22 protein-coding genes are annotated in these 24649 nt (G+C 64.4%); 10 read left to right on the forward strand and 12 right to left on the reverse strand.

Features of this window, described 5'->3' with window-relative positions:
• The 3 genes from dacB (at window position 1) to SB753_RS14540 (ending at window position 4146) form a co-directional block, all read left to right on the forward strand.
• Window positions 1-1698 carry a D-alanyl-D-alanine carboxypeptidase/D-alanyl-D-alanine-endopeptidase gene (dacB, locus tag SB753_RS14530; protein ID WP_410800485.1) on the forward strand — a complete coding sequence of 566 codons (1698 nt, stop codon included), beginning with the start codon at window positions 1-3 and terminating at the stop codon, window positions 1696-1698.
• Between the two features lie 149 nt (window positions 1699-1847).
• Window positions 1848-2801 carry a sterol desaturase family protein gene (locus tag SB753_RS14535; protein WP_410800486.1) on the forward strand — a complete coding sequence of 318 codons (954 nt, stop codon included), beginning with the start codon at window positions 1848-1850 and terminating at the stop codon, window positions 2799-2801.
• Between the two features lie 94 nt (window positions 2802-2895).
• On the forward strand, window positions 2896-4146 hold the full coding sequence (locus SB753_RS14540) for an SGNH/GDSL hydrolase family protein (protein WP_020069227.1): 1251 nt from the start codon (window positions 2896-2898) through the stop codon (window positions 4144-4146).
• A gap of 158 nt (window positions 4147-4304) precedes the next feature.
• Here SB753_RS14540 and SB753_RS14545 read toward each other — a convergent pair whose 3' ends face one another.
• The 9 genes from SB753_RS14545 to SB753_RS14585 all read right to left on the reverse strand — a co-directional run bounded on the left by SB753_RS14545 (window position 4305) and on the right by SB753_RS14585 (window position 14243).
• Entirely contained in the window at window positions 4305-5369 is a 1065-nt protein-coding gene (locus SB753_RS14545; protein ID WP_410800487.1) for an L-threonylcarbamoyladenylate synthase, read from the reverse strand.
• A 10-nt stretch (window positions 5370-5379) separates the two neighbouring features.
• The gene (locus SB753_RS14550; RefSeq protein ID WP_410800488.1) at window positions 5380-6576 is read right to left on the reverse strand and encodes a 5-(carboxyamino)imidazole ribonucleotide synthase; all 1197 of its coding nucleotides are present in this window, start codon (window positions 6574-6576) and stop codon (window positions 5380-5382) included.
• A gap of 155 nt (window positions 6577-6731) precedes the next feature.
• Entirely contained in the window at window positions 6732-7250 is a 519-nt protein-coding gene (purE, locus tag SB753_RS14555) for a 5-(carboxyamino)imidazole ribonucleotide mutase (protein WP_020069230.1), read from the reverse strand.
• Window positions 7251-7286: 36 nt separating this feature from the next.
• Entirely contained in the window at window positions 7287-8177 is an 891-nt protein-coding gene (locus SB753_RS14560; RefSeq protein ID WP_088175699.1) for a phosphoribosylaminoimidazolesuccinocarboxamide synthase, read from the reverse strand.
• Between the two features lie 142 nt (window positions 8178-8319).
• The gene (fba, locus tag SB753_RS14565; protein ID WP_410800489.1) at window positions 8320-9384 is read right to left on the reverse strand and encodes a class II fructose-bisphosphate aldolase; all 1065 of its coding nucleotides are present in this window, start codon (window positions 9382-9384) and stop codon (window positions 8320-8322) included.
• Between the two features lie 390 nt (window positions 9385-9774).
• The gene (gene pyk, locus SB753_RS14570; protein ID WP_020069233.1) at window positions 9775-11211 is read right to left on the reverse strand and encodes a pyruvate kinase; all 1437 of its coding nucleotides are present in this window, start codon (window positions 11209-11211) and stop codon (window positions 9775-9777) included.
• A gap of 505 nt (window positions 11212-11716) precedes the next feature.
• Entirely contained in the window at window positions 11717-12910 is a 1194-nt protein-coding gene (locus SB753_RS14575; protein ID WP_410800490.1) for a phosphoglycerate kinase, read from the reverse strand.
• Window positions 12911-13176: 266 nt separating this feature from the next.
• On the reverse strand, window positions 13177-13500 hold the full coding sequence (locus tag SB753_RS14580) for an AzlD domain-containing protein (RefSeq protein ID WP_027778879.1): 324 nt from the start codon (window positions 13498-13500) through the stop codon (window positions 13177-13179).
• Entirely contained in the window at window positions 13497-14243 is a 747-nt protein-coding gene (locus SB753_RS14585; RefSeq protein WP_410800491.1) for an AzlC family ABC transporter permease, read from the reverse strand. The genes SB753_RS14580 and SB753_RS14585 overlap by 4 nt, the downstream gene beginning before the upstream one ends.
• A gap of 283 nt (window positions 14244-14526) precedes the next feature.
• On the opposite strand from SB753_RS14585, the gene SB753_RS14590 reads away from it, so the two are divergent.
• The 6 genes from SB753_RS14590 (at window position 14527) to SB753_RS14615 (ending at window position 19447) form a co-directional block, all read left to right on the forward strand.
• Window positions 14527-15450: a branched-chain amino acid transaminase gene (locus SB753_RS14590; RefSeq protein WP_020069237.1), complete on the forward strand. Its 924-nt coding sequence runs from the start codon at window positions 14527-14529 to the stop codon at window positions 15448-15450.
• An 89-nt stretch (window positions 15451-15539) separates the two neighbouring features.
• Window positions 15540-15734, forward strand: coding sequence for a zinc-finger domain-containing protein (locus tag SB753_RS14595; RefSeq protein WP_020069238.1), 195 nt, complete (start codon window positions 15540-15542; stop codon window positions 15732-15734).
• A 342-nt stretch (window positions 15735-16076) separates the two neighbouring features.
• Entirely contained in the window at window positions 16077-17102 is a 1026-nt protein-coding gene (gene waaF, locus SB753_RS14600; RefSeq protein WP_020069240.1) for a lipopolysaccharide heptosyltransferase II, read from the forward strand.
• 180 nt (window positions 17103-17282) lie between these two features.
• A complete protein-coding gene (locus SB753_RS14605) occupies window positions 17283-17729 on the forward strand; it encodes a nuclear transport factor 2 family protein (protein ID WP_020069241.1) in 447 nt (148 codons plus the stop codon).
• 40 nt (window positions 17730-17769) lie between these two features.
• Window positions 17770-18882: a YheT family hydrolase gene (locus tag SB753_RS14610; RefSeq protein ID WP_410800492.1), complete on the forward strand. Its 1113-nt coding sequence runs from the start codon at window positions 17770-17772 to the stop codon at window positions 18880-18882.
• Window positions 18875-19447: a DUF2946 family protein gene (locus SB753_RS14615; protein ID WP_087752941.1), complete on the forward strand. Its 573-nt coding sequence runs from the start codon at window positions 18875-18877 to the stop codon at window positions 19445-19447. Before SB753_RS14610 ends, SB753_RS14615 begins: the two co-directional genes overlap by 8 nt.
• A gap of 113 nt (window positions 19448-19560) precedes the next feature.
• Here the strand turns inward: SB753_RS14615 and SB753_RS14620 are convergent, their stop codons facing one another.
• Window positions 19561-21309, reverse strand: a complete 1749-nt coding sequence (locus SB753_RS14620) for a M48 family metalloprotease (protein ID WP_410800493.1) — start codon at window positions 21307-21309, stop codon at window positions 19561-19563.
• A 173-nt stretch (window positions 21310-21482) separates the two neighbouring features.
• Between SB753_RS14620 and moaC the strand changes: the two genes are divergently transcribed.
• The gene (moaC, locus tag SB753_RS14625; protein ID WP_131320079.1) at window positions 21483-21959 is read left to right on the forward strand and encodes a cyclic pyranopterin monophosphate synthase MoaC; all 477 of its coding nucleotides are present in this window, start codon (window positions 21483-21485) and stop codon (window positions 21957-21959) included.
• A 52-nt stretch (window positions 21960-22011) separates the two neighbouring features.
• Here the strand turns inward: moaC and SB753_RS14630 are convergent, their stop codons facing one another.
• Both SB753_RS14630 and SB753_RS14635 read right to left on the reverse strand, forming a co-directional pair.
• The gene (locus SB753_RS14630) at window positions 22012-23796 is read right to left on the reverse strand and encodes a PglL family O-oligosaccharyltransferase (protein ID WP_410800494.1); all 1785 of its coding nucleotides are present in this window, start codon (window positions 23794-23796) and stop codon (window positions 22012-22014) included.
• Window positions 23797-23928: 132 nt separating this feature from the next.
• Window positions 23929-24552 (reverse strand): pilin, encoded by a 624-nt coding sequence (locus tag SB753_RS14635; protein ID WP_020069247.1) that lies wholly within the window; start codon window positions 24550-24552, stop codon window positions 23929-23931.
• Between the last annotated feature and the right edge of the window lie 97 nt (window positions 24553-24649).

A 24649-nucleotide genomic window follows, 5' to 3' on the forward strand; every position in this document is an offset into this window, starting at 1 on the left:
ATGACGCACGCTTTCCTGTCTTTCGCCGCACGCCATCTTCATCGAGCGGCGCTGCGCTCGTGCTTAACGTCGTCTTTCATCGCACCCTTGTCCGTCTGCGCTGGTTCCGCCGCGCCGCGGCGCGCAGCGTCGCACGCGAGCGCATGGCTGCTCGTCTGTGCCGCGCTTGCCGGCGGCGCGTCGCTGCCGCTTGCAGCGCAGGCGCGCGTCAAGGCGGCCCATCCGAGCGTCAACGTCAGCACCGTGTTGCCGCAATCGGTGATGATCGGCTTGCAGCGCGCGCACGTGCCGTTGTCGTCGATCAGCGTGGTCATCGAAAAAGTCGGCGATCGCACGCCGATCGTCGCGCTGAATGCGGGCAAGCCGATGATGCCCGCCTCGACGATGAAGCTCGTCACCACCTACTCCGGTCTGTCGATTCTCGGCCCCGACTACCGCTGGCGCACCAACGCGTACGCCGACGGCACAGTCGACGCCAACGGCGTGCTGCACGGCAATCTGTACATTCAAGGTACGGGCGACCCGAAGCTCGTGCCTGAAGAACTCATCGACCTCGTGCAGAAGATCCACAAGGCGGGGATTCGCGGCATAGACGGCGCACTGGTGCTCGACAAGCGCTACTTCGATCCGTCGACGCGCGATCTGCCGCCGTTCGACGACGACGCGAGCGCGCCATACAACGTCGGGCCCGACCCGCTGCTATACGCATTCAAGTCGCTATCGTTCACGTTGACGCCTTCATCCGACGGCACCGTCACAATCGACGTGCTGCCCGCGCTTGCACAGTTGCAGATCGACAATCAGATGCGCGCGGTCAACGGCCCGTGCCGCGGCGAAGCGGCATCCGTGTCGCCCACCGTCACGCCGACGCCGAACGGCACGCTCGTCGCATCGTTCGCCGGCGACTATTCGGTGCGCTGCGGTCCGCGCACCGTCAACGTCGCGGTGCTGGACCACTCGGCGTTCTTCGCGGGCGGCTTCCTTGCTTTGTGGCAGCAGACGGGCGGCACCTTCAGCGGCGCGACGCGTGAAGGCGCCGTGCCCGTCGGCGCAAAACTGGTGGCCACGCATCAGGGGCCGGTGTTGTCGGATATCGTTCGCGACATCAACAAGTTCAGCAATAACACCATGGCGCGCAACCTGTTCCTGTCGATCGGAGCGGCTGAAGAAAAAGGGCCTGCGACGCCCGCCAAATCGGCCCGCGCGATCGAGGCGTTCCTGCGGCGTGACAGCATCGACATGGAATATCTGACGCTCGACAACGGTTCGGGCCTCTCGCGCGAGGAGCACATCACCGCGCTGTCGCTCGCCGACCTGCTGCAACGCGCCAACGCGAGCCCTGTCGCCCAGGTGTTCGTGCAGTCGCTGCCGATCGCCGGTGTGGACGGCACCATGCGCAACCGGCTGACCAACCAGGGCGCGGGCGGCAACGCGCAAATCAAGACCGGCACCTTGCGCGACGTGCGGGCGATCGCGGGCTACGTGGCATCGGCGGACGGCAACAGCTACGTGGTAGTGAGCTTCATCAACGATCCGCACTCCGAGGCCGCGCGCGCCGCGCACGACGCGCTGCTCGAATGGGTGTATCAGGGACCGAGCTCGGGCTTCAGCAAAATCTCGGCGCCTGCCGCGGAATCGGCCGGCGTGGCACCGCATGGCAAGCCCAGGAAAAACCCGCGCAAGCGCGAAGCGCATTGAGGATTCCTTCTAGCGAAGGCGGCGCGCGGTGAGACCTTAAGCGTGTACGCTGTCGAGCAGTGTTCGAGACGCGCTGCACGCTCGCACAGCAACACGACAAAACACCGCGGCATATCACGCGGCGACAAGGGACCACGGAGGAAGACACCATGCAATTCGACGCCGAATTGCTGCTGCTCGCCATGGCGCCAGTCTTTCTCGCATGTATCGGCTGGGAGGCGTGGCACCTGCGGCGAACGCGCCCCGGCGCGCGGCTCTATAGCTGGCGCGATACGCTGTGCAACGCAGCGCTCGCGCTCATGCAGCAAGCCGCCGACAAGCTCGCCTGGCTCGCGATCATCCCTGTCTATGCGTTCTTCTACGATCACTACCGCGTCTACACGTGGCACGCAGGCTGGCTTTCGTTTGCCGTGCTGTTCGTCGCGCAGGATCTGCTCTACTACGTGTTTCACCGTTGCAGCCACAGCGTGCGATGGCTGTGGGCCGCGCATGTCGTGCACCACTCGTCGGCACGGATGAATTTTTCGACCGCGTTCCGCCAGAGCCTGATGTATCCGGTGGCTGGCATGTGGCTCTTCTGGATTCCGCTCGCCGTACTCGGGTTTCCGCCGAAGCAGATCGTCGCTATTGTGCTGATCAACCTGGGCTTCCAGTTTTTCGTGCATACGCAGGCGATCGGTAAATTCGGCAGCAAGCTCGGCTGGCTCGAGTACGTATTCAACACCCCGTCGATTCACCGCGTGCATCACGCACGCAATGACCGCTATATCGACCGCAACTACGCTGGCGTGCTCGTGGTGTGGGACCGGCTGTTCGGCAGCTACGTCGACGAGGACCCGCGCGAGCCGCCCGTGTACGGCATCGTGGAGCCGCTCGATACGTATAACCCGCTGAAGGTGACGTTCCACGAATGGGCGTCGATGGCGCGCGACTTCGCGAGCGTGCACGGCGCGCGCAACAAGCTGCGTGCACTTTTCGCACCGCCCGCGTGGGCGGCCGACTATCACGCGCGCAGCAGCGGCGGCTCAACGGCCACGCTTGCGCGCGCAACCATCGACGATAGCAACGATACGGCCGCGTTTTCCGCACGACGCAGACCGTAGAAGATTCTGTAAGCTGTCGTCACGCCGCCGACGCGGTGGACGCAGCCTGCAATATATGGCGCAAGGGCCAAACATACGAGGAGATGTAGTCAACATGAAGCACACAGCATCGAGGAAACAGCATTGGTTGCGCCTCTCGCAAACCGCCATCGCGAGCGCGGCGTTTGCGCTGCTCGCCGCGTGCGGCGGTGGCAGCGACAATAACAACAACGCCAGCAGCACGCCTGCGGGCGGCGTCAAGTTGCAAGTCGTTTCGTTCGGCGACAGCCTCTCGGACGCCGGCACCTATTCGCCGGTGATTCAGGGCAGCTTCGGCGGCGGCCGCTTCACGACCAATCCGGGCGAAGTGTGGACGCAGAAAGTGGCCGAGTATTACGGCGATACCTTGAAGCCGGCATACCTCGGCGGCTTTGGCCAGCCGCTGGTCGCAACGGGCGGCTACGGTTATGCGCAGGGCGGCTCGGACGTCGTCAATGCTCAAGGCAAAGGCTGGGCGCCTAACAACATGGCGGCCACGACGGTGCCCATCGTGACTCAAGTCGCGAATTACCTCGGTGCCCATTCGAGCTTCAACCCGAATCAGCTGGTGCTCGTGAACGGCGGAGCGAACGACATCTTCCAGTTCGCGGAAAACACCGCTAACCTGACCGCGCTCGGCACCGCGCTACAGACGCAATACCCGCTGCTCGTGCAGGCAGGCAAGCTGCCGAACACGCAGGCAGGCCAGGTCGCGTTCATCGTCGGCTATCTGCAGCAGCTGTCTAACCCGCAGGTCGCTCAGGCCGCCGCCCAACTGGCCGCGCAAGTCAAAACCATTGTTGGCGCGGGTGCGACCCACGTGGTGGTCTCGACTGTGCCCGACATCGGCAATACGCCGCTTGGCGTCGCGTCCAACGCGAAGACACCGGGCTCCGCCGCGCTGCTGTCGGGAATCGCCGCCGCGTATAACTATCTCTTCGTTCAGAACCTCACGGCGCTCGGCCTCGTGGGCACGGGCAAAGTGATCGTGGTCGATGCGTTCGCGTGGCAGGATCAGCAGTTGCCGAACTACAAGGCGCTCGGCTTCACGGTGTCCAACACCGACACTGCGTGCAACCTGAGCGCGATGCAGGCCAATGCAACGGCCTACGCCCGAGCCAATCCCGCCGCGACGAACGGCCTGACTCCGGAGCAGTACGGCAGCCAGTTCGCCTCTTCGCTGTTCTGCTCGCCGCAAACCTACACGGTGGCCGGTGCCGACCAGACCTACATGTTCGCGGACACGGTCCACCCGAGCACGCACATGCACGCGTTGTTCGCGCAGTATGTCCAGCAGCAGATCGCGGCGACCGGGCTCGGTAAATAAGTGGAGTTTGGGAGACCGCGCGTGACGCGGTCTTTAGCTGCGAACGTTGGAATGCGAAACGCCTGGCTGATCGACTGTGTGAGCGTGTCGATTGCAGCCAGGCGTTTTTTATTGCGCGCTTCTCCGCTACTCTGGAGCGCTTCGGGAGACGTGAGAGTTCAGGCGTGGCTTTGCGCTTCGAACGCCGCTGCCGCGCGGCCCAGGCGGTCGTTCACGGCGATCCATTCGATCGTATCCGGCAACTTCTCGATCAATATGCGCGTGACGTCGGCACGATCGAGCGCCCGCAGCAAGCCGTATAGCTCGCGTGCATACACATGCGGATCTTCCGGCGCCGCAATGAAATGCACGCCTTCGGCGTCGGCCCAATGCCCCGCGCGCGAAGCGCGGGCGACCAGCGCAACGCGCTCGCCCGGCTCGCGGGCGGCCAGCACCGGTTCGAGCGCGGTGAACGACAACAGCGCCAACGGCGTGCGAGGCGCGTAGTGCGCCTTCAGCGTTCCGGACGCGCGCGGCGCCGTTGCGTCGGAGCCGTCGGGAAGGCGCGGCGCTTCACCGAGCACGTCGGCGATATCTTGCGGCGTGACGCGGCCCGGTCGCAGCAAGGCAGGAAAACCACGCGACAAATCGACGATTGTCGATTCGATGCCGACGTCGGACGCGCCGCCGTCCAGCACATGAATCGCGCTGCCGAACTCCTCGCGGACATGTTGTGCGGTGGTCGGACTCACGTGCCCAAAACGATTCGCCGAGGGCGCCGCGACGCCGCCATGTCCGTCGCGCAACGCGCTGAACGCCTGCAGCAACGCTTGCGCTACGGGATGCGAAGGACAGCGCAGTCCAACCGAATCCTGCCCGCCGCTGACCGCCGAGGGTATGCGCGCGGCGCGCTTCAGGATGAGCGTGAGCGGCCCAGGCCAGAACGCGTCGATCAAACGCTGCGCTTCCTGAGGCAAATGCTCGACCCAGTAGTGCGGATCGCCTTGCGGAGCCAGATGCACGATCACCGGATGATTCGCCGGCCGGCCCTTCGCCGCATATATGCGAGCCACCGCGTCTGGGTTCTCGGCGTCGCCGCCGAGCCCGTAGACCGTCTCCGTAGGAAACGCGACGAGACCGCCTGCGTCGAGCAGCGCCGCTGCGTGCTCGATTTGCGCGGCGCTCACGGGCAGCGCATTGGCGGCGTCTGCACCGGGTTGGGCGGGTTGCTGTCGATCGGGCATGGCTTGCGCGTCAGCTCGTGGCGATGTGCAGCAGCCGCGCACAGTCGCGCCCCGCCGTGCGTGCTTCTTCGAGCGTCGCAGCCGTGAAATTCACATGGCCCATCTTGCGGCCGCAACGGGCTTCTTCCTTGCCGTACAGATGCAAACGCGCCGCCGGCATCGCCGCGACCTCGTGCCATGGCGGCGTAACCGACGCGCCCTTCGGGCCGTCCGGGAACCAGACGTCGCCGAGAATGTTCAGCATGACTGCCGGCGAATGCTGACGGGTGTCGCCAAGCGGCATGCCGGTCATTGCACGTACCTGCTGTTCGAACTGGCTGGTCGCGCAGGCGTCGACGGTGTAATGCCCGGAGTTGTGCGGACGCGGCGCCATTTCATTGGCCACGAGCGAGCCGTCTTCGAGGATGAAGAATTCGACACACAGCACGCCGACATAGCCGAGCTTGTCCGCGATTTGCAGCGCGGCTTGTTGCGCCTGCTCGACGAGTGTGGCGCTTGCGTCCGGCGCCGGAACGATGGTGTGCGACAGCACGCCGTCGCGATGCGTGTTTTGCGCGAGCGGGTATACGACCGAAGCGCCGCTCGCCGCGCGCGCGATCAGCGCGGAAACTTCGAACTTCAGCGGCAAGCGCTTTTCCAGCACGCACGGCACGCCGGCGAGCGACGCATACGCCTCGCGCACTTCGGCGGCATTGCGCACGCGAACCTGGCCCTTGCCGTCATAACCCATGCGAGCCGTTTTGAGGATGCCGGGCAGCACGGCTTCGAGCTTCGAATCGTCAAGCGCGGCGAGCGCGTCCGACGATTCGATCACCACGTGCGGTGCGACCGTCACGCCCGACGAAGCGATAAAGCGCTTCTCGGCAATGCGATCCTGGGCCACGGCGACGCATCGGCCGGCCGGGCTCACGAACGTGGTCTTCGCGAGGAAGTCGAGGCTCGCGGCCGGCACGTTCTCGAATTCGGTGGACACCGCTGCGCATAGCCGCGCGAGTTCGGTCAGCGACGCTTCATCGTCGTAGGCCGCGCGCAGATGGCGGTCGGCGACCGAGCCCGCGGGGCTGCTTTCATCAGGATCGAGCACGGCGACGCGATAGCCCATTGCCTGAGCGGCAAAGCAGAACATGCGGCCGAGCTGGCCGCCACCAACCATGCCGAGCCATGCGCCGGGCAAAATCGGTGAAACCGGTGTGTTGTCTGGGTTCATCTTAGTGGTCGGTCGCGACCGGGTGTGCCTGCAGTCCTGCAACTCCTGCAATGGCAACCGTCCGGCCGGTGAGTCTGACAGGGGACTTCGTGTATCAATCGAGCCGTTACTGAGGCCGTTTCAGCAGGTGCATCGGCCCATTTCCCGGCGCGCGCTTACAGCGCCGGCAATACCATTGCGTGGGCCGCTTCGTTCTGGCGCACGCGGAACGCCGCAAGCTTCTCGGCATATTCGCCGCTCGTGCCGCTCAGGATCGAGACCGCGAACAGCGCCGCATTCGCCGCGCCCGCTTCGCCGATTGCAAACGTGGCGACGGGCACGCCTTTCGGCATCTGCACGATCGAATGCAACGAGTCGACACCCTTCAGATACTTGCTCGCCACCGGCACGCCGAGCACCGGCACCGTGGTCTTGGCTGCCAGCATGCCCGGCAGATGCGCCGCGCCGCCCGCGCCCGCGATGATCGCGCGGATACCGCGCTCGCGCGCGCTTTCAGCATAGGCGAACATTTCGTCCGGCATGCGGTGCGCGGAGACGACCTTTGCCTCGTAGGGCACGCCGAATTCCTGCAGGATCGCGACGGCGTTCTTCATTACTTCCCAGTCGGAACTGGAGCCCATCAACACGCCGATAACCGGCGCGCCATGCGTGTGGGCGGTCTGTGCTTCACTCATCTTGCGGCTTCCTTTTCTCGAACGGCCCGGATCTGGTCAGGCGAGCTTCTGCCCGGTCAGGCGTTCGAGCGCTTCCTGGTATTTCTCGCCCGTCTTCTGGATAACGTCGTCCGGCAGCTTCGGCGCGGGCGGCTCTTTCGCCCAGTCCTGTGTTTCCAGCCAGTCGCGCACGAACTGCTTGTCGAACGACGGCGGATTGGTGCCGACCTGATACTGGTCGGCCGGCCAGAAGCGCGACGAATCGGCGGTGAGCGCCTCGTCCATCAGGTACAGCTTGCCGTGGTTGTCCAGACCGAACTCGAACTTCGTGTCGGCGATGATGATGCCGCGCGTGGCGGCGTAATCCGCAGCTTCCTTGTACAGCCTGATCGAAATGTCGCGGATCGTGGCCGACAGCTCGGTGCCGATGCGACGCTCCATGTCGTTGTACGTGATGTTTTCGTCGTGATGGCCCATCTCGGCCTTGGCTGCCGGCGTGAAGATCGGCTCAGGCAGCTTTTGCGCGTTTTGCAGACCAGCCGGCAATTCGACGCCGCACACCGAACCCGTGGCCTGGTAATCTTTCCAGCCGCTGCCGGCCAGATAGCCGCGCACCACGGCTTCAACGAGGATCGGCTCGAGGCGCTTCACGACGACCGCGCGGCCCTTGACCTGCTCGACTTCGTCCGCCGCCACAACCGATTCCGGCGCCACGCCGGTCAGGTGATTCGGCACCACGTGCTTGAGCTTTTCGAACCAGAAGTTCGCCATTTCGTTGAGCACGCGCCCCTTATTCGGAATCGGCTCGCCCATGATGACGTCGAACGCCGACAGACGGTCGGTCGTGACGATCAGCAACTGGTCGTTGCCCACTGCATAGTTGTCGCGGACTTTTCCGCGGCCGAGCAGCGGCAGCGAGCGGAGCGTGGATTCGTAGAGGGTAGACATCGTCATGGTTCGCTAAAAGTAAGGCAAAAAGTGTGACCGGAACAAAAGGGAAACGCCGTTCCCCGGATGATGCGGGAACGGCGATCTAACGACAACCTGGCCAGACGGCCAGGTGTAGAGCCTGCGCTGAAGCAAATACCGCTTAGCGGACGACCTGCGCAAGCTCGCCCGACTTGTACTTCTCCGCGATTTTATCAAGCGAAACGGGCTTGATCTTGCCAGCCTGGCCTTCGCAGCCGAATTGCGTGTAGCGCTCGATACAGATCTTCATCGCAGCTTCACGCGCCGGCTTCAGATAATCGCGCGGATCGAACTTGCCCGGATTGGTCGCCATGTAGCGGCGAATTGCGCCGGTGATCGCAAGACGCAGGTCGGTGTCGATGTTGACCTTTCGCACGCCGTGCTTGATGCCTTCCTGAATTTCCTCGACCGGCACGCCGTAGGTTTCCTTCATGTCGCCGCCGAACTCGCGGATTTCCGCGAGCAGTTCCTGCGGCACCGACGACGAACCGTGCATCACGAGGTGCGTGTTCGGAATGCGCTGGTGAATTTCCTTGATGCGCTGGATCGACAGAATGTCGCCCGTCGGCTTCTTGCTGAACTTGTATGCGCCGTGCGACGTGCCGATTGCGATTGCGAGCGCATCGCACTGCGTCAGCTTGACGAAGTCGGCGGCCTGCTCCGGATCGGTCAGCAATTGCTCGCGGGTCATGGTGCCTTCCGCGCCGTGGCCGTCTTCCTTGTCGCCCTTCATGGTTTCCAGCGAGCCGAGCACGCCGAGTTCCGCTTCGACCGTCACGCCGATCGAATGCGCGGCTTCCACGACCTTGCGGGATACGTCGACGTTGTACTCGTACGAAGCGACCGTCTTGCCGTCGGCTTCGAGCGAGCCGTCCATCATCACGCTCGTAAAGCCGCTGCGGATCGCCGCCATGCAGACCGCCGACGACTGGCCGTGGTCCTGGTGCATCACGACGGGAATGTGCGGATAGGACTCGACCGCTGCTTCGATCAGATGGCGCAGGAACGCTTCGCCCGCGTACTTACGCGCGCCAGCGGAAGCCTGCATGATGACCGGCGCATTGACCTTGTCGGCCGCCGCCATGATCGCCTGCACCTGCTCCAGGTTGTTCACGTTGAATGCCGGAAGGCCGTAGCCGTTTTCAGCGGCGTGGTCCAGCAGTTGACGCATTGATACGAGAGGCATGCTGTAACTCCTTAGATTGAAACGAATTCTTGTGCCGCCGGCATCTTGTGGGCGATCTTGTCGCGAAGCAAGTTGCATACCCGTGCGCACCTGTTCATTCACGCCATGCACGCAATCGCGGCGGGTGCACTGCCTCTCGCGGGCCTGACAACCTGCTTCGTTCGATCCAGCCAGTACCGGTCATGCGAATCTGTCGACCGGAGTCGCGCTTTAGCGCGTTACTCCGGTCCCATGCAAAGCTGTCGATCGGAGTTCGCGCTTCAGCGCGTTACTCCGATCCCATGCAAAGCTGTCGACCGGAGTTCGCGCTTTAACGCGTTACTCCGATCCCATGCAGGGCGGTCGACCGGAGCGGGTGCAACCACTCACCCCGGTCCGCCGGGCATGCGATCAATACGGCTCGCCGACCCGCACGATCTTCAGCGTGTTCGTGCCGCCGGCCTGCCCCATCGGCTCGCCGACAGTCAGCACGACCATGTCGCCACGCGACGCGTACCCCTTGCTGACCACCGTCTCCAACGCCTGTTGCAACGCGGTGTCGCGGTCGGTGTTGGTGTCCAGATGCAGCGAGGTCACGTTGCGGTACAGCGCCATTGCCCGCTCGCTGCCGACCCGCGGCGTGAGCGCGAAGATCGGCACGTGCGTCCAGTGACGCGACATCCACAGCGCGGTCGAACCCGATTCGGTCAACGCGACGATCGCCTTCGCGCCAAGGTGGAACGCCGTGAAGAGCGCGCCCATGGCGATCGACTGGTCGATGCGCGTAAACGTGCGATCGAGGAAATCCCGGTCCAGCTCCGACTGCTCGGACTTCTCGGCTTCGACGCAGATCGCCGCCATTGTCTCGATGGTCTGCACCGGATACTTGCCCGCCGCCGATTCCGCCGACAGCATGACCGCGTCCGTACCGTCCAGGACCGCATTCGCGACGTCCGACACTTCGGCGCGGGTCGGCACCGGCGCGTAGATCATCGACTCCATCATCTGCGTCGCGGTGATCACGAACTTGTTCGACTCGCGTGCCATACGAATCATCCGCTTTTGCAGCGCGGGGACTGCGGCATTCCCCACTTCCACGGCGAGATCCCCGCGCGCAACCATGATGCCGTCGGATGCGTCGAGAATGCCTTGCAGCGCAGGAATGGCTTCGGCGCGCTCGATCTTGGCGATCATCTTCGGCTTGATGCCGTAAGGTGCGCCGGCGATGTTCGCCAGCTGGCGGGCCATTTCCATGTCGGTCGCGTTCTTCGGGAACGACACCGCGACAAAATCGACGCCGAGCGACATGGCCGTGCGGATGTCTTCCATGTCCTTGGCGGTCAGCGCGGGCGCCGACAGACCGCCGCCCTGGCGGTTGATGCCCTTGTTGTTGGACAGGTCACCGCCGATCTTCACGATCGTATGAATCTCGTTGCCGATCACGCGCTGAACGTTCAGCACGATCAGACCGTCGTTGAGCAGCAGCACGTCGCCCGGCTTCAGGTCGCGCGGCAAGTCCTTGTAGTCGAGACCGGCGCGCTCCTGGTTGCCGAGCTCGCAGTCGGCGTCCAGGATGAACGGCTCACCCGCGACGAGCGAAACCTTGCCGTTTTCGAATTTGCCGACCCGGATCTTCGGGCCTTGCAGGTCCGCCATGATGGCGACCTCGCGGCCCGCCTGGCGAGCCGCCTCGCGCACGAATTCGGCGCGCTGGCGGTGGTCGTCGGCCGTGCCGTGCGAGAAATTGAGCCGCACCACGTCGGCGCCTGCCTGAATCATTTGCAGCAGGATCTCCGGCGTGCTGGAAGCCGGTCCGATGGTAGCGACAATCTTGGTGGCGCGATGCATGAGTCTCCTCGTCTGGATGGGATCGCTGGAAAGAGCGCTGCGAGTCGGATGCGGAGGCTGCGCACCGAAAGATGCTGCCAGGGGCTGCGCGCCGGTTGAAACCAGCGTCGCTTTATGGGGTGAAGCAGTGTTCGAAACCAGCACGCGAGGCGCCGGCGAGGGAGCGGGCGCGACTTGCGGATCGGGGTGTTCTGCCGGCGGGCCGGCCGATTCGCTAGCCTGGTCGCCGGCCGATCCCGCGGTGTCGCCTGCAGTGGTCGGCTCCGCGAGCTCGGGAGAAGTCCCGGAGGTTTCTGGATCACTGACAGCGTGAGCGGCTTCGCCGACAGCTGCAACCGCGGCGGCAACCGTGTCGGCAAGCGCCGACTCCGGGGCCGCCGTTGTCGCCGTTGCCACGTCGGAGCGCGTGGCGCGCTCCCCTGCCGCTGCTGTTGCGGTGTCGCGCGGCTTGCCGCGCTGACCGTCCGCTTTTGCAGATTTCGACGTTGGTGAGCGCGTCGCCACGTTAAGCCCGCGATTCCAGTACTTCAACGGCGGGCAGCTTCTTGCCTTCCAGGAACTCGAGGAAGGCGCCGCCGCCCGTCGAGATATAGCTCACCTTGTCGTGGATGCCGTACTTGGCAATCGCGGCAAGCGTATCGCCGCCGCCCGCAATCGAGAACGCGGACGATCTCGCGATGGCGTCGGCCAACGTCTTCGTGCCATTGCCGAACTGGTCGAATTCGAACACGCCGACCGGGCCGTTCCACACGATGGTGCCGGCTTTTTCCAGTTGCGCGGCGAGCGCCTTCGAAGTTTCCGGCCCGATGTCGAGGATCAGGTCGTCGTCTTCGACATCGGCGACGGCCTTGATTTCGGCTTTGGCGGTCGGCGAGAACTCTTTGGCGGTGACCACGTCGGTGGGGATCGGCACCGATGCGCCGCGTGCTTTCGCCGCGTCGATAATCGCCTTGGCTTCGTTCACCAGATCCGCTTCCGCCAGCGACTTGCCGATCTTCAGACCGGCCGCCAGCATGAACGTGTTGGCGATGCCGCCGCCCACGATCAGCTGATCGACCTTCTCGGCCAGCGACTTCAGAATGGTCAGCTTGGTGGACACCTTCGAGCCCGCGACGATCGCAACCAGCGGACGCTTCGGCGCGCCGAGCGCCTTGCCGAGCGCTTCCAGTTCGGCCGCGAGCAGCGGGCCGGCGCAAGCGATCGGTGCATATTTCGCGATGCCGTGCGTGGTGGCTTCAGCGCGATGCGCGGTGCCGAACGCGTCGTTCACGTAGATCTCGCAGAGCTTCGCCATTTTCTGCGCGAGCTCGTCGGAGTCCTTCTTTTCGCCCTTGTTGACGCGGCAGTTCTCCAACAGCACAACCTCGCCCGGCGCGACGTTTACGCCGTTTTCCACCCAGTTCGCGACGAGTGGCACGTCGCGGCCAAGCAGTTCGGCGAAACGCTTTGCAACCGGCGCGAGAGAATCTTCGGGCTTGAAGTCACCTTCGGTCGGACGTCCTAGGTGCGACGTGACCATCACGGCCGCGCCAGCGTCGAGCGCTGCCTTGACGGCCGGCACGGAGGCGCGGATGCGGGTGTCTTCGGTGATGTTGCCTTGATCGTCCTGCGGCACGTTCAGATCGGCGCGGATGAACACCCGTTTGCCGGACAGCTTGCCTTCGGCGATCAGATCGGAGAGACGCAATACCTTGTTCATGGGCGTTTGTGTGCGAGTTGATGAGAAGGCGGTGGCGGACGTCGCTCAGGGCTTTGGGCGCGGTGAACTCCAGCGCGTCGGCACGGCGGCTCCACAAAGTCGGGGGCCGGCGGCAAGGCCGCGGCGCAGGCGCCAGGCATCGGCGCGATCATCCCGGAAAGGGGCATTTTAACTGATCCGAACTGCCTTCTGACCCGCGAACAGGCGAATGTCCCGTATTTGGACGGCGCGCCGCATGCCGCAGCGCAGCATCGGCCGCACGGGAGTTACATGAAGAGCCGCAACATCGTGAACACCACCATTCCGACGACGATCGTACCGAGCATGGTGCGGCGCCACAAAAACCACCCGAGGCCGGCAAGCGTCGCATAGAACTCATGGTTGGACGGCGCAAACGACAGGCCCTCGGGCGTTGCCAGTACGTCGGGCAGCACTACCGCCGCGAGCGCCGCGGCCGGCGCATAGCGCAGCATGCGCTGAACGCGCGCGGGCAAAACCGTGCGCTCGCCGCCGATTAGAAACATCGCGCGTGTCACCGCGGTGACGATGGTCATGCCGATAATTGCCAGCCAGATTTCCGTGGATGTCACCGCGAATCTCCCGCGCCGCCGCGAATGCGCCGTAAGTCGGCGCGCTCGACCATCAGATCCGCAGCACTGCCCGCGATAATCGCCGCGATCACCGCGAGCGGCAGCGCGAGCCGGTACGGAAGATCGAACGCGAGAAGCGAGACGACGCCCGCGATGCCGACCGCCACCAGTGTGGAGCGGGTCGCGATTGCCGCCACCATGATTGGCAGCAGCGCAAGCGTGCCGGCGAGCGCCAGGCCCCAGTTGTCGGGAATCAGGCTCGCGAGCAGGATGCCCGCGATCGACGCGACCTGCCACGACAGCCAGCTGCTCACCGCCATGCCCCAGAAGTACGCCTCCTTGCCGGGCACGTAGCCGGTCGGGAAGTTCTTCTTTACGAACAGCAGATAGATCACGTCGCCGTTGAAGTAGCCAAGCGACATGCGCCGCCACATCGACAGATAGGAAAAATGCGGCGCGAGGCCGACGCTGAAGATCACGAAACGCATGTTGACCATGGCGGCCGTGAGCAGCACGGTCCAGACCGGCAGCTTGGCGGCGAGGAGCGGTAGCACCGCCAGCTGCGACGAACCGGCGTAGCACAGCAGCGACATGGCGAGCGCCTGGGGCAGCGTGAGCACCGACTTGCTCATTGCGATGCCCGTGACGAGACCCCACGAGCAGATCGCCATGAGCGTTGGCGAATAGTCGCGAGCGCCTTCACGAAAGGCGCGGCGATCGATATCTGACAGACGAGCGAGCATGAGGCGAAAAAGCGCCGGCGCAGGTGGCCGCGATGAGGGAAATGGGCGCCAGGTCGTCAAGCACCCGCTGGCGCGTCCGGATGTGAATTATGCGTGTGCCGAATTATAGCGCCCGAAGTGCGTCCAAATGCCCGTTCCGTGTGCAAAAGACGCTAAAATGACGCTCTTCGCCGCACCCCACCGGAAGCCGTCGGCAAGTACCGGCGTTCCCGCCCCTTTGGGGGCCTGACGCGAGGCGACGGGCCTGGGGGCTCAGATAAACACGCACCTGCTGGAGAATCGTATGTCAATGGCCGACCGCGACGGCAAGATCTGGATGGATGGCAAGCTGATCGACTGGCGCGATGCCAAGATCCACGTGCTGACCCACACGCTGCATTACGGCATGGGAGTTTTCGAAGGCGTGCGCGCCTACAAAACAGCAGACGGCGGCACCGCGATTTTCCGTTTGCAGGAACACACCAAGCGTCTGCTGAACTCGGCCAAGATTTTCCAGATGGACGTGCCGTTCGACCACGAAACGCTCGCCGCCGCGCAGCGCGAGGTGGTCCGCGAGAACAAGCTCGAGTCGTGCTACCTGCGCCCGATCATCTGGGTCGGCTCGGAAAAGCTCGGCGTCTCGGCCAAGGGCAATACCATCCACGTGGCGATCGCGGCGTGGCCGTGGGGCGCTTACCTCGGTGAAGACGGCATTGCCAAGGGCATCCGCGTAAAGACTTCGTCGTTCACGCGGCATCATGTGAACGTGTCGATGGTCCGCGCGAAGGCCTCGGGCTGGTACGTGAACTCGATTCTCGCCAACCAGGAAGCCATCGCCGACGGGTACGACGAAGCGCTGCTGCTCGACGTCGACGGTTACGTGTCGGAAGGCTCCGGCGAGAACTTCTTCCTCGTGAACAACGGCAAGCTGTACACGCCGGACCTGTCGTCGTGCCTCGACGGCATCACGCGCGACACGGTCATCACGCTCGCCCGCGACATGGGCATTCCGGTCATTGAAAAGCGCATTACCCGCGACGAGGTCTATACCTGCGACGAAGCGTTCTTCACCGGCACCGCCGCGGAAGTCACGCCGATCCGTGAACTGGACAACCGCACGATCGGCGCGGGCGCGCGCGGCCCGATCACGGAGAAGCTGCAGTCGGGCTTCTTCGATATCGTCAACGGCAAGAGCGAGAAGTACGCGCACTGGCTGACCAAGATCTAACGCGCGCCGCTCCTGGCTTCGGGCCGCCTTCGTTTGAGGACGGTCCGGGACGGCGCGCCGCACGCACCTGCATACAACGAGAAAGTCTCATGAGCGATATCAAGGAAATGCCGCTGGTCGAACTGACGGCAAAAGACCTCCCGGCGTACTGCCCGAATCCGGCCATGCCGCGCTGGAGCGCGCATCCCCGCGTCTTTATCGACGTCACGCACGGCGAAGCGCGCTGCCCCTATTGCAGCACCCGTTACAAGCTGCGCGATGGCGAAGTCATCAAGGGCCACTAAAGCTCGCGCTCTGACTCGCTCGTCTGCGGCGTTATGTGCGAAGTTGCCTGTCATTGCCTGTCCGACTGATCGCGTGAATTTGCAACGCGCGGTGTCGCGAGACTCTGCCTCGCATGCGTTGTCTCGGCGCGTTGCTTTCCGTTGCGCTCCATTGCACTCCATTGGCAGCGCGTTCGAGGCAACGCGAGCAGACGCGCAGGCAGCAGCAAGGCAGCCACGCGGCATGACAGCTATGACGGCATCGCGGCGCCTCGCTGACGGCTTCTCCTTTCACTTTTACCTATCCGAAGCGCCACGCGCATCGCGCGCGGCGCTTCGTTTCGACACCGGACAATCACTCTGATGCGTCGCGCGTTGGTTATCGCACCGAACTGGATCGGTGACGCATTGATGGCGCAGCCGCTGTTTGCTCGCCTCGTGAAACTGCATCCCCGCATCGCCATCGACGCGGTCGCGCCCTCCTGGGTCGCGCCCGTGCTCGAACGCATGCCGGAAATCCATGATGTCTACGCGACCGACCTCGCGCACGGCAAGCTGCAGATGCTGCGCCGCTGGCAACTCGCGAGCGACTTGCGCGACGTCGGCTACGACGCGGCGTACGTGTTGCCGAACTCGTTCAAGTCGGCGCTGATTCCGTGGATGGCGGGCATCCGCTTGCGGATCGGCTATACCGGCGAAAGCCGTTTCGGCCTGCTGAACGTGCGTCACGCGAATCCGCGCAAAGACGAGCGTCCGCCGATGGTCCGGCATTACGCCGCCCTCGCCTACGCTCCCGGCGCCAAAATCCCCGACGACCTGCCAATGCCGCGGCTCGACGCCGACCCGAACGAAGCGTCGCGCGTGTCGGCGCGCTTCAACCTGGACACGCGCGTGCCGCTGCTCGTGTTCTGTCCCGGCGCCGAGTACGGTCCGGCCAAACGCTGGCCGCCCGAGCATTTCGCGGCGCTCGCGCAAATGGTCGGACAGTCGTTCCCGTACACGCAGATCGTCGCGCTCGGCTCGCCGAAAGACGCACCGCTTGCTCAGGCGATTGCCGAGAAAGCGCCCAACGTGCGCAATCTGTGCGGACAAACGGCGCTCGGCGAAGCATGCGCGCTGATCGCGCGAGCCAACGCGGTCGTCACGAACGATTCCGGGTTGATGCACGTCGCCGCGGCGCTGCGCCGGCCGCTCGTGGCCGTCTACGGTTCAACGGATCCGCGCCACACGCCGCCCTTGTCGGAGCTTGCGAAGGTACAATGGCTTCATCTCGAATGCAGCCCCTGTTTTCAGCGCGAGTGTCCGCTTGGTCATCTGAACTGTCTGAAGCAGTTGAGCGCCGAGCAGGTTTTCGGCGATCTGCGCGGCATGTTGCTCGCGCATCGCTGACCCGGCTGACACTCGTACGCAGCACTCGCACGCAACACCGCACGCCCCTGAGCGCGTCGCGTCATGTTCACGCCTTGCGGCGCGGGCATTCTGGCGCCCGGGGCGATTGTCCGGTGCGCCGGACTGTCCCGCTGACCGCTGCCCCGCAACCGCGCGCCGCGCACAAGAGACTGACGAGCCATGCCACGTTTTGCCCATATCTTCGAAGCTGCCGCCGATACCCTCAACGCCTATTACCAGGCTGTGGCCGAGGTCAATATCGACAGCCTCATGGGCCTGTGGATCGATGAAGAGTTCGTGAGCTGCATCTGTGCAGACGGCTCGCATCTGCATGGCCTCGACAGCATTCGGGCCGGCTTGCAGATCCAGCTCGAAGCCGCGCCGGTCTCGATCGAGCCGCTCGATATCCGCGTGTACGACAGCCTGGGCACCGTCGTCTACGCGATCGCGGAAGCGCATCGCCCGGTCGATCCGAAAGCCTTGCCTGCAATGGTCTTCACCACCTACGTGATGGTTCACGAACGCGGCGAGTGGCGCATCGCGCACATTCACGCGAGCCCTATGCCGAACGAAGCAGCCAGCCAGTTCGCTACGAAGATGCGACATGGCCAAGGGTCGCTCCACTGACGCGCGGTCGGCAGCGCCGCACTCTCGCTCCACAGCCGGCATGAGCACGCCCCGCAGCCAGTCCTCGTCGGGAACGATGCAAGACGGATCCACGTCTTCGGGCGTGACGCGCGCCGAAGCTGCCGTCGAGGCAGCCATCGACCTGCTCTACCGCGCACCGCTCTGGCTGCCGAACAAACATGTGCAGACTATCGTGCCGTCGCTGTTTGCCCGGCGTCCGGCGGTGGCGTTTCGCCGTGAACGCTGGGATACGCCAGACGGCGATTTCATCGACGTCGACTGGGTCGTGCACGGCAGCGAGCCGCGCCCGACGCTTGCAACGGATACGCCAGCCGCAATTCCGGCCGCCGACGCACCGCTGCTCGTTCTGTTCCACGGTCTTGAAGGCAGTTCGGCATCGCACTACGCGTCCACGTTGATGGCGGCCGCACGCGAGTACGGCTGGCACGGCGTAGTGCCGCATTTCCGCAGTTGCAGCGGCACGCTGAATCGCTTGCCGCGCTTTTATCATCTTGCCGATAGCAACGAAGTCGATTGGGTCCTGCGGCGCCTGCGCGCTGTGCATCGCGGGCCGATCGCCGCGGCGGGCGTCTCGCTCGGCGGCAACGTGCTGCTGCGCTGGCTAGGCGAGCAGCGTGAGGACGCGGCGTCGATCGTCTCCGCCGCCGCCGCGATCTCCACGCCGATCGACGTGCACGCTGGCGGCCGAGCGTTGTCGCAGGGCTTCGGGCTCGTCTATACGCGCAACTTCCTGAAGACGCTCAAGCTGAAAGCTTCGCAGAAGCTCGTGCAATTTCCGGGTCTTTTCGACCGCGACGCGATGCTTGCAAGCCGCACGATGTACGAGTTCGACAATGTCGTCACAGCGCCGCTGCACGGCTTTCGCAATACTGATCACTATTGGAGCGCGGCAACCACGCGACCGTTGCTGCCGCACATTCAGGTGCCCACGCTCGTGCTGAACGCGCGCAACGATCCGTTCCTGCCGGCCGAGGCGTTGCCGTCGCGGCATGAGGTGTCGGCAGCGGTGGAACTGGATCAGCCGCGGCACGGTGGCCACGCCGGCTTCATGACCGGACCGTTTCCGGGCCGCATCGACTGGTTGTCGCGGCGCGTGCTCGGCTATCTGGAGCAGCACGTCGATCATGGATGACATCGTCAAGCAGGCGTTGGCCAAGTGGCCGAACGTACCGAGTTGCACCGGCTGGCTGATGCTCGACCGGCGCGGCAACTGGCGTATGCGCGACGACGCCGCGCAGGCGAGCGGTTCGTCGGGCGTGCCGATCCGTCACGAGGCGTTGCTCGGCTTCATCAACCGCAATTACGAGCGTGACGAACGCGGGCAATGGTTCTTTCAGAACGGTCCGCAGCGCGTATATGTGGAGCTCGGCTACACGCCCTGGGTCGTGCGCCTGATAGTCGAACCCGACGGCACGCTGGCGCTGAAAGATCAGGCAGGCAACGATTTCGAGCCGTCGGCGGTATTGGCCGACGACGAAGGCGCCATTGTGTTCGCCGACACCTCCGCGCAGCCGCGAGTCGCCGTGTTGCACGATCACGATCTCGAAGTTTTCGCGGATCACGCAGCGCTCGCCGAAGATTCGCTGAGCGGCGAATTTCACTGGAACGACGGCGTGAAGCTGTCGCTGGAGCCCGTGCGCCGGGCGGATGTTGCGTCGCGCTTCGGTTTTGTGCAAAGTCCGGCGGCGAACGCTTGAGGCAGAAGCCTTCGGCAATCTGCCGTGCAACTCGTGCGGCTCACGCTTGCGCATTCAATTGACAGCCGCGCCTCTCACCATGCTCGCGTAGCGCGGAACCGCTCAACCCGCGCCTAGCCCTTCTCGTCGAGCCGCTCTTCCTGGTAGCGCTTCTCCATCTCATGCAGTCTGGCGTCGACGGTCGCGAGGTCGTAATAGCCGATAGTCTTCATATCGCGCGCGTCCTTCAGTTGCCGGATCGCCGACGGCCACGCGCCTTCGAGTGCAAACTTCTCGGCGAGCGCCCGGCGCCGCGTGAGCGCGTCGCCAGTCCCCACGCTTGCCTGCGCGAGATACAACCACCATGCGGGCTGATCGGGCTGCGCCTGCGTCTCTTTCTGCGCTAGCGCCTGGGCTTCGGTAAATCGCCGCAGCGTCAGCAGCGTGCGTATGTGCATGTCGATAGCGGCATGCGACTGTGGCCAGCGCTTTTGCGCGAGGTCGGCGAGACGGACGGCTTCGTCGTCATGGCCCGCGCGCCGTGCGATGTCGGCGGCCAGCACGTCGAGGCTCGGCGAACTGCGGGCGGCGTCGCTGGTCGCCTGTGTGACCGCGGCAAACGCCGCGCGCGACGACGCCAGCGAAGCCGCCGCGTCGTCATAACGTTCGAGCAGCATCTGGCCGAACGCAATGCCGTACCAGTTAGCCGCAATGTTCAGCGCGGTGCGGTCCTCGATCTCCGAGCGCATCCGCGAGATCTCGTCCGCGTACTCGCTGCGGGAACGGTCCTGCAACAGACGCGCTCGCGCACGCACGAATCCGTATTCGGCGGCCTGATGCGGCTGACGGTAAGGCGCGCGGCGAGCGCGGTCCTCCATGTCGGCGATCCGCTCGCCGGTCAGCGGATGGGTGCGCGCATACGCCGGTATGCCGGTGTCGCTCATTGCCGCGCGGTCGAGCCGGCCGAAAAACGTAATCATCGAATACGGATCGTAGCCTGCGCCGGCAAGCAGGAGAAAGCCGACGCGGTCGGCTTCGTGCTCGGCGGACCGGGAGAAACGCAACTGGTTGTCGACGGCATAAGCCTGGCCGCCGAACGCGATGGCGCTCCCCAGGTCGCCGCTGTGCGCGAGCACGCCCGCGAGAACGCCGAACAGCATGCTGGCGAGCGCGGCGTAGGTGCTGCGCTCACCGGCAGTGATCATCCGCGAGATATGGCGTTGAAGGACGTGCCCCATTTCGTGACCGAGCACGGACGCGAGTTCAGACTCGGTTTGCGTGGCGACGATCAGCCCCGTGTTCACGCCGATGAAACCGCCTGGCAGCGAGAAGGCGTTGATCTGCGTGTCGCGCACCGCGAACAGATCGAAGTCCGGGCGATAGCCGCCGATATAGAGCGCGTTGGCCGCCGCGGCGAGCTTCGCGGCGACTGAGTTGAGATAGTCGCGTACCAGCCAGTCGTCGAGATAGTCGGGGTCCCGGCGCAAGTCGCGCATGACGCGTTCGCCGAGCTTCCGCTCCGCCTGCGGCGTAAGCGAGCCCGAGCCGCCGCTGCCGAGGTCGGGTAGTTGCTGCGCGGCAATCGGCGCGCGCCAGCCGTCGTTGCTTCCGCCACCGGTCGAATTGCCGGTGCCGCGGTTCAAACCAAAATTGCCGGAAAAGCGGCTTTCCGCGCCGCCGTATACGCCGAACACGCCTTGCGCGATCTCAGGCGGCACCATCGGATCGGAGTAAGACTCAACCGGCCCGCTGACGAGCGGCGGCTCGGCGGACTGGGTGACGACAGGCGCGACGCCGGACGCGGCCCGCGCTTGTGCGAACGCCTCGGGCGGCGCTGCAAGCGCGACACACAGCAACGCAGCAAGGAACCGGTTCGGACGCATTGCGAGTTCGTATGACGGAATCGGAAAGCGACGCCCTCCGCTCAGGGACAAGCGGTCTAAGATAAGCGGGCACGCCGCAATTGTAATCAGCCGTTGCGCGGATCCGGCTCGTTCGTGCAAGCCAGACGTCCGCGCTGCACTGCTATGATAGGCGCCCTCTGAAGGAGCCAACCATGCCTGAACTCACTCATTTCGACGCTGCCGGCGACGCGCACATGGTGGACGTCGGCGGCAAGCAGGAGACGAAGCGCATTGCCATCGCACGCGGTTCGATCCGCATGCTGCCGGAAACCTTCGCCTTGATCCGCGACGGCAACGCCAAAAAGGGCGACGTGATCGGCGTCGCGCGCATTGCCGCGATCCAGGGCTCGAAGCGCACCGCCGACCTGATCCCGCTGTGTCATCCACTTGCGCTCACGCGCGTCAAAGTGGATTTCGAACTCGACGACACGCTGCCGGGCGTGCATTGCACTGCGCAGGTCGAGACGCTGGGCAGAACCGGAGTTGAGATGGAGGCACTCACCGCCGTGCAGGTTGGACTGCTGACGGTGTACGACATGTGCAAGGCGGTAGATCGCGGGATGACGATCACCGATGTGCGGGTGATGGAGAAGCATGGCGGGAAGTCGGGGGATTGGGTGGCGGGCTGAACACCCACTCACGTCGTCCCCTCTTCGACTCAACTTAAAACGACAGCGCGGCTCAATCCTCCTCGCTGTCGTCGTCCGGCGCGACGTCGCCCGACGGCATGCCATAACGCTTGACCAGTTCGGCCTTGAAGCCGGCGAGCGTCTTCTGCTCATCGCAGAGCTGGTACAGGTAACTCAATTGCGACGGCCAGTCCTTCAACTCCTGCGCGAAGATTTTCAGCCGCTCAACGGTGTCGAATGCTGCGGCCGTATCGCCGCTCAACGCCTGCAGCACCGCATAACGACGCAGCACGGTTTCGCCGGGCAACAGCGCCATCGCCTGGCGGTGCATCGCGAGCTTGTGTTGCAGATCCGTCGAATCCATCGGCAACAGTGTGGCCATACCGTATTCGCCCCATGCCTGGAACAGGAACGACGGATCGGCGCGATATTGTTCGGCCGGACGCGAGCCGTAGTACAGCACCTCGGCGCGCGCGTAATCGCGATAAACCGGATACAGCGCAGCAATGCCACCGAACACGACCACCGCAAATGCGCCGAACGACAAGCGCGCGGGCACGAGACGCAGCGGGCGTGTCTCCAGCAGGCCGAACACGAACATGGCAGGCAGCAGGAAGAACATGTACTGCTGCGGATATTCCACGAGCGCATGCATGACGAGCACGCCGATCAGCGCGATGCCAAAAACACGCGCGGCGCTCTGCGGAGCGCGCACCACCCGCACCAGCCACGTAACGAGACCGAACAGCACGATCGCGAGGCCGATCACGCCCGTCTTCGCGAGCAGGTCGATAAAAATGTCGTGTGAATTGTTGGCGATCTCGACGCCGCCGAGGGTCTTCGCGAACTGATACTGATAACTCGGAAACTCGCCCCAACCGACGCCCATCAGCGGATGAGTCCGGAACATCGTCCAGCCGTATTTCCAAAGCGCGAGCCGCGGCGCAATCTGGCCGGCATCTTTGAAGCGATCGGCCGCGGACTGCCCCAGCTCCAGGTGATAACGCACGTTGGCCCATCGGATCAGCGCGTTGACGACAAAGAACATCACCCCTAGCGCGATCGGAATAAGCCACTGACGATGACTGCGGCGCAATTGCGGCTCGGCGCGAGTCTGCGCAAACGCCATCCAGAAACCGGCTACCACGATCACGCCCATTTGCAGCCACGGTCCGCGCGAGACGGTCAGCGCGAGTCCGACTGCGAATAGCGTCGACACCAACGCCCAGATGGCGACGGCGATCCGGCGCGTCTGGACGAGAAACAGTGCGCCCGCCATCGCGAACGCGATATAAGTGGCGAGGTGATTCGCCTGCGCCATGTTGCCGAACGGCCGGCGCTCGACGGTCACGTTGTACGCGACGACCAGCGGCGATACTCGTGCCTCGAGATGAAACAGCTGAATGACCTGGCAGAACACCGCGTAAAGACCGCCGACAACCAGCGCTGAGGCGGCCCACCGGAGCGCCGTCTCATTGAGCTTCGCGCGTACGAAGCCATAGCCCGCATGTGTCGCCATGAAAGCGGCGAGCAGAAAGCCGCCGCCGAGCCAGTTCATCGACGGCTGGGAGACCGGCAACACCACCGACTGGGCGACCAGCAGCAAGCCGAACAGCAACGGCACGAGTGCGACGACGGGAGACGCAAAGGCGATTCGCGGCCGCGAACTCGCGATCAGGAAGACGACGCCCGCGCCCACCAACAGGTACAGCGCGAGCGCGGTGAACTCCGCGTAGAACGTCGGAATCGGATAGGTATGGTTGACGACTGCATAAGGCAGCACCAACGCGAGAGCCAATAGAACGAGAGAAAGGTAGCGCGCGAATGGGGTGGGCATCGAATAAGCGGTGGGCGTCAGCAACCGGCGCACTATACAAAAAAATCCTTGTGCTGTGCGCCGGCCCAGCCGAAATATCCCGAAAATCAGCGATTTACGCTCGAACTGCCCGCCATGCGCCCGTCCGTTGCATTACGTGCGGCACTCGGGCGGCGCAAGGTTCGACGACAACGTAGGCGCGTTGACAGGACTCGGTCCCGCGCCCGGCGCGGGCAAAGAGGACGCCGTTTTACCGCCAGCGAAGCATTCCCACGCGAGGGCGCCTGCCTGCACCGAACCCTTTGTCAGCGCGACGCGTGCGGTGGGTGCATCGACGTTGTCGGGCACCGACGGTACGAGCGTGATCGTGTTGGAGCCGGACGGAGCCACACGTGTCGTGAAGGCGACGGTGATTTGACCCGTGTCGTCGTCGACATGGACGGACTCGACGTTGCGCGTCGCGGGCGGCGACGCATAGCCGCCGCTAAACGCGTTGCCGCTCGCCGCGTTTTCGGATACGGCGAGTCTCGCGGACGCCGCAAGCGACAAGCCCTCCCCGACACGGCTGCGCGCCAGATAGTCCTGATACGCGGGAATCGCGTAAGCCGCAATCACGCCGACAATCGCAAGCACGATCATCAGTTCGATCAGCGTAAAACCGAGACCGAGGCGCCGGCACGCGCGCGCAAATGTAGACGACCAGCGTGCTCGCGTGAGCCGCGACTGTGAGATCAGCGCGGACTGGGAATATGGGGAATAAGGCAAAGTGACGATCATCGGCAGGCTCCTGAAACGAAAAACGCCTGCCCCAGGGATCGGGAACAGGCGCTTCCATCGTAGCGAGCGACGCTCGTGTCACCCAGTCGGCCGAATG

The sequence above is a fragment of the Paraburkholderia sp. SIMBA_053 genome (assembly GCF_046534895.1).
Taxonomy (GTDB): Bacteria; Pseudomonadota; Gammaproteobacteria; order Burkholderiales; family Burkholderiaceae; genus Paraburkholderia; species Paraburkholderia caledonica.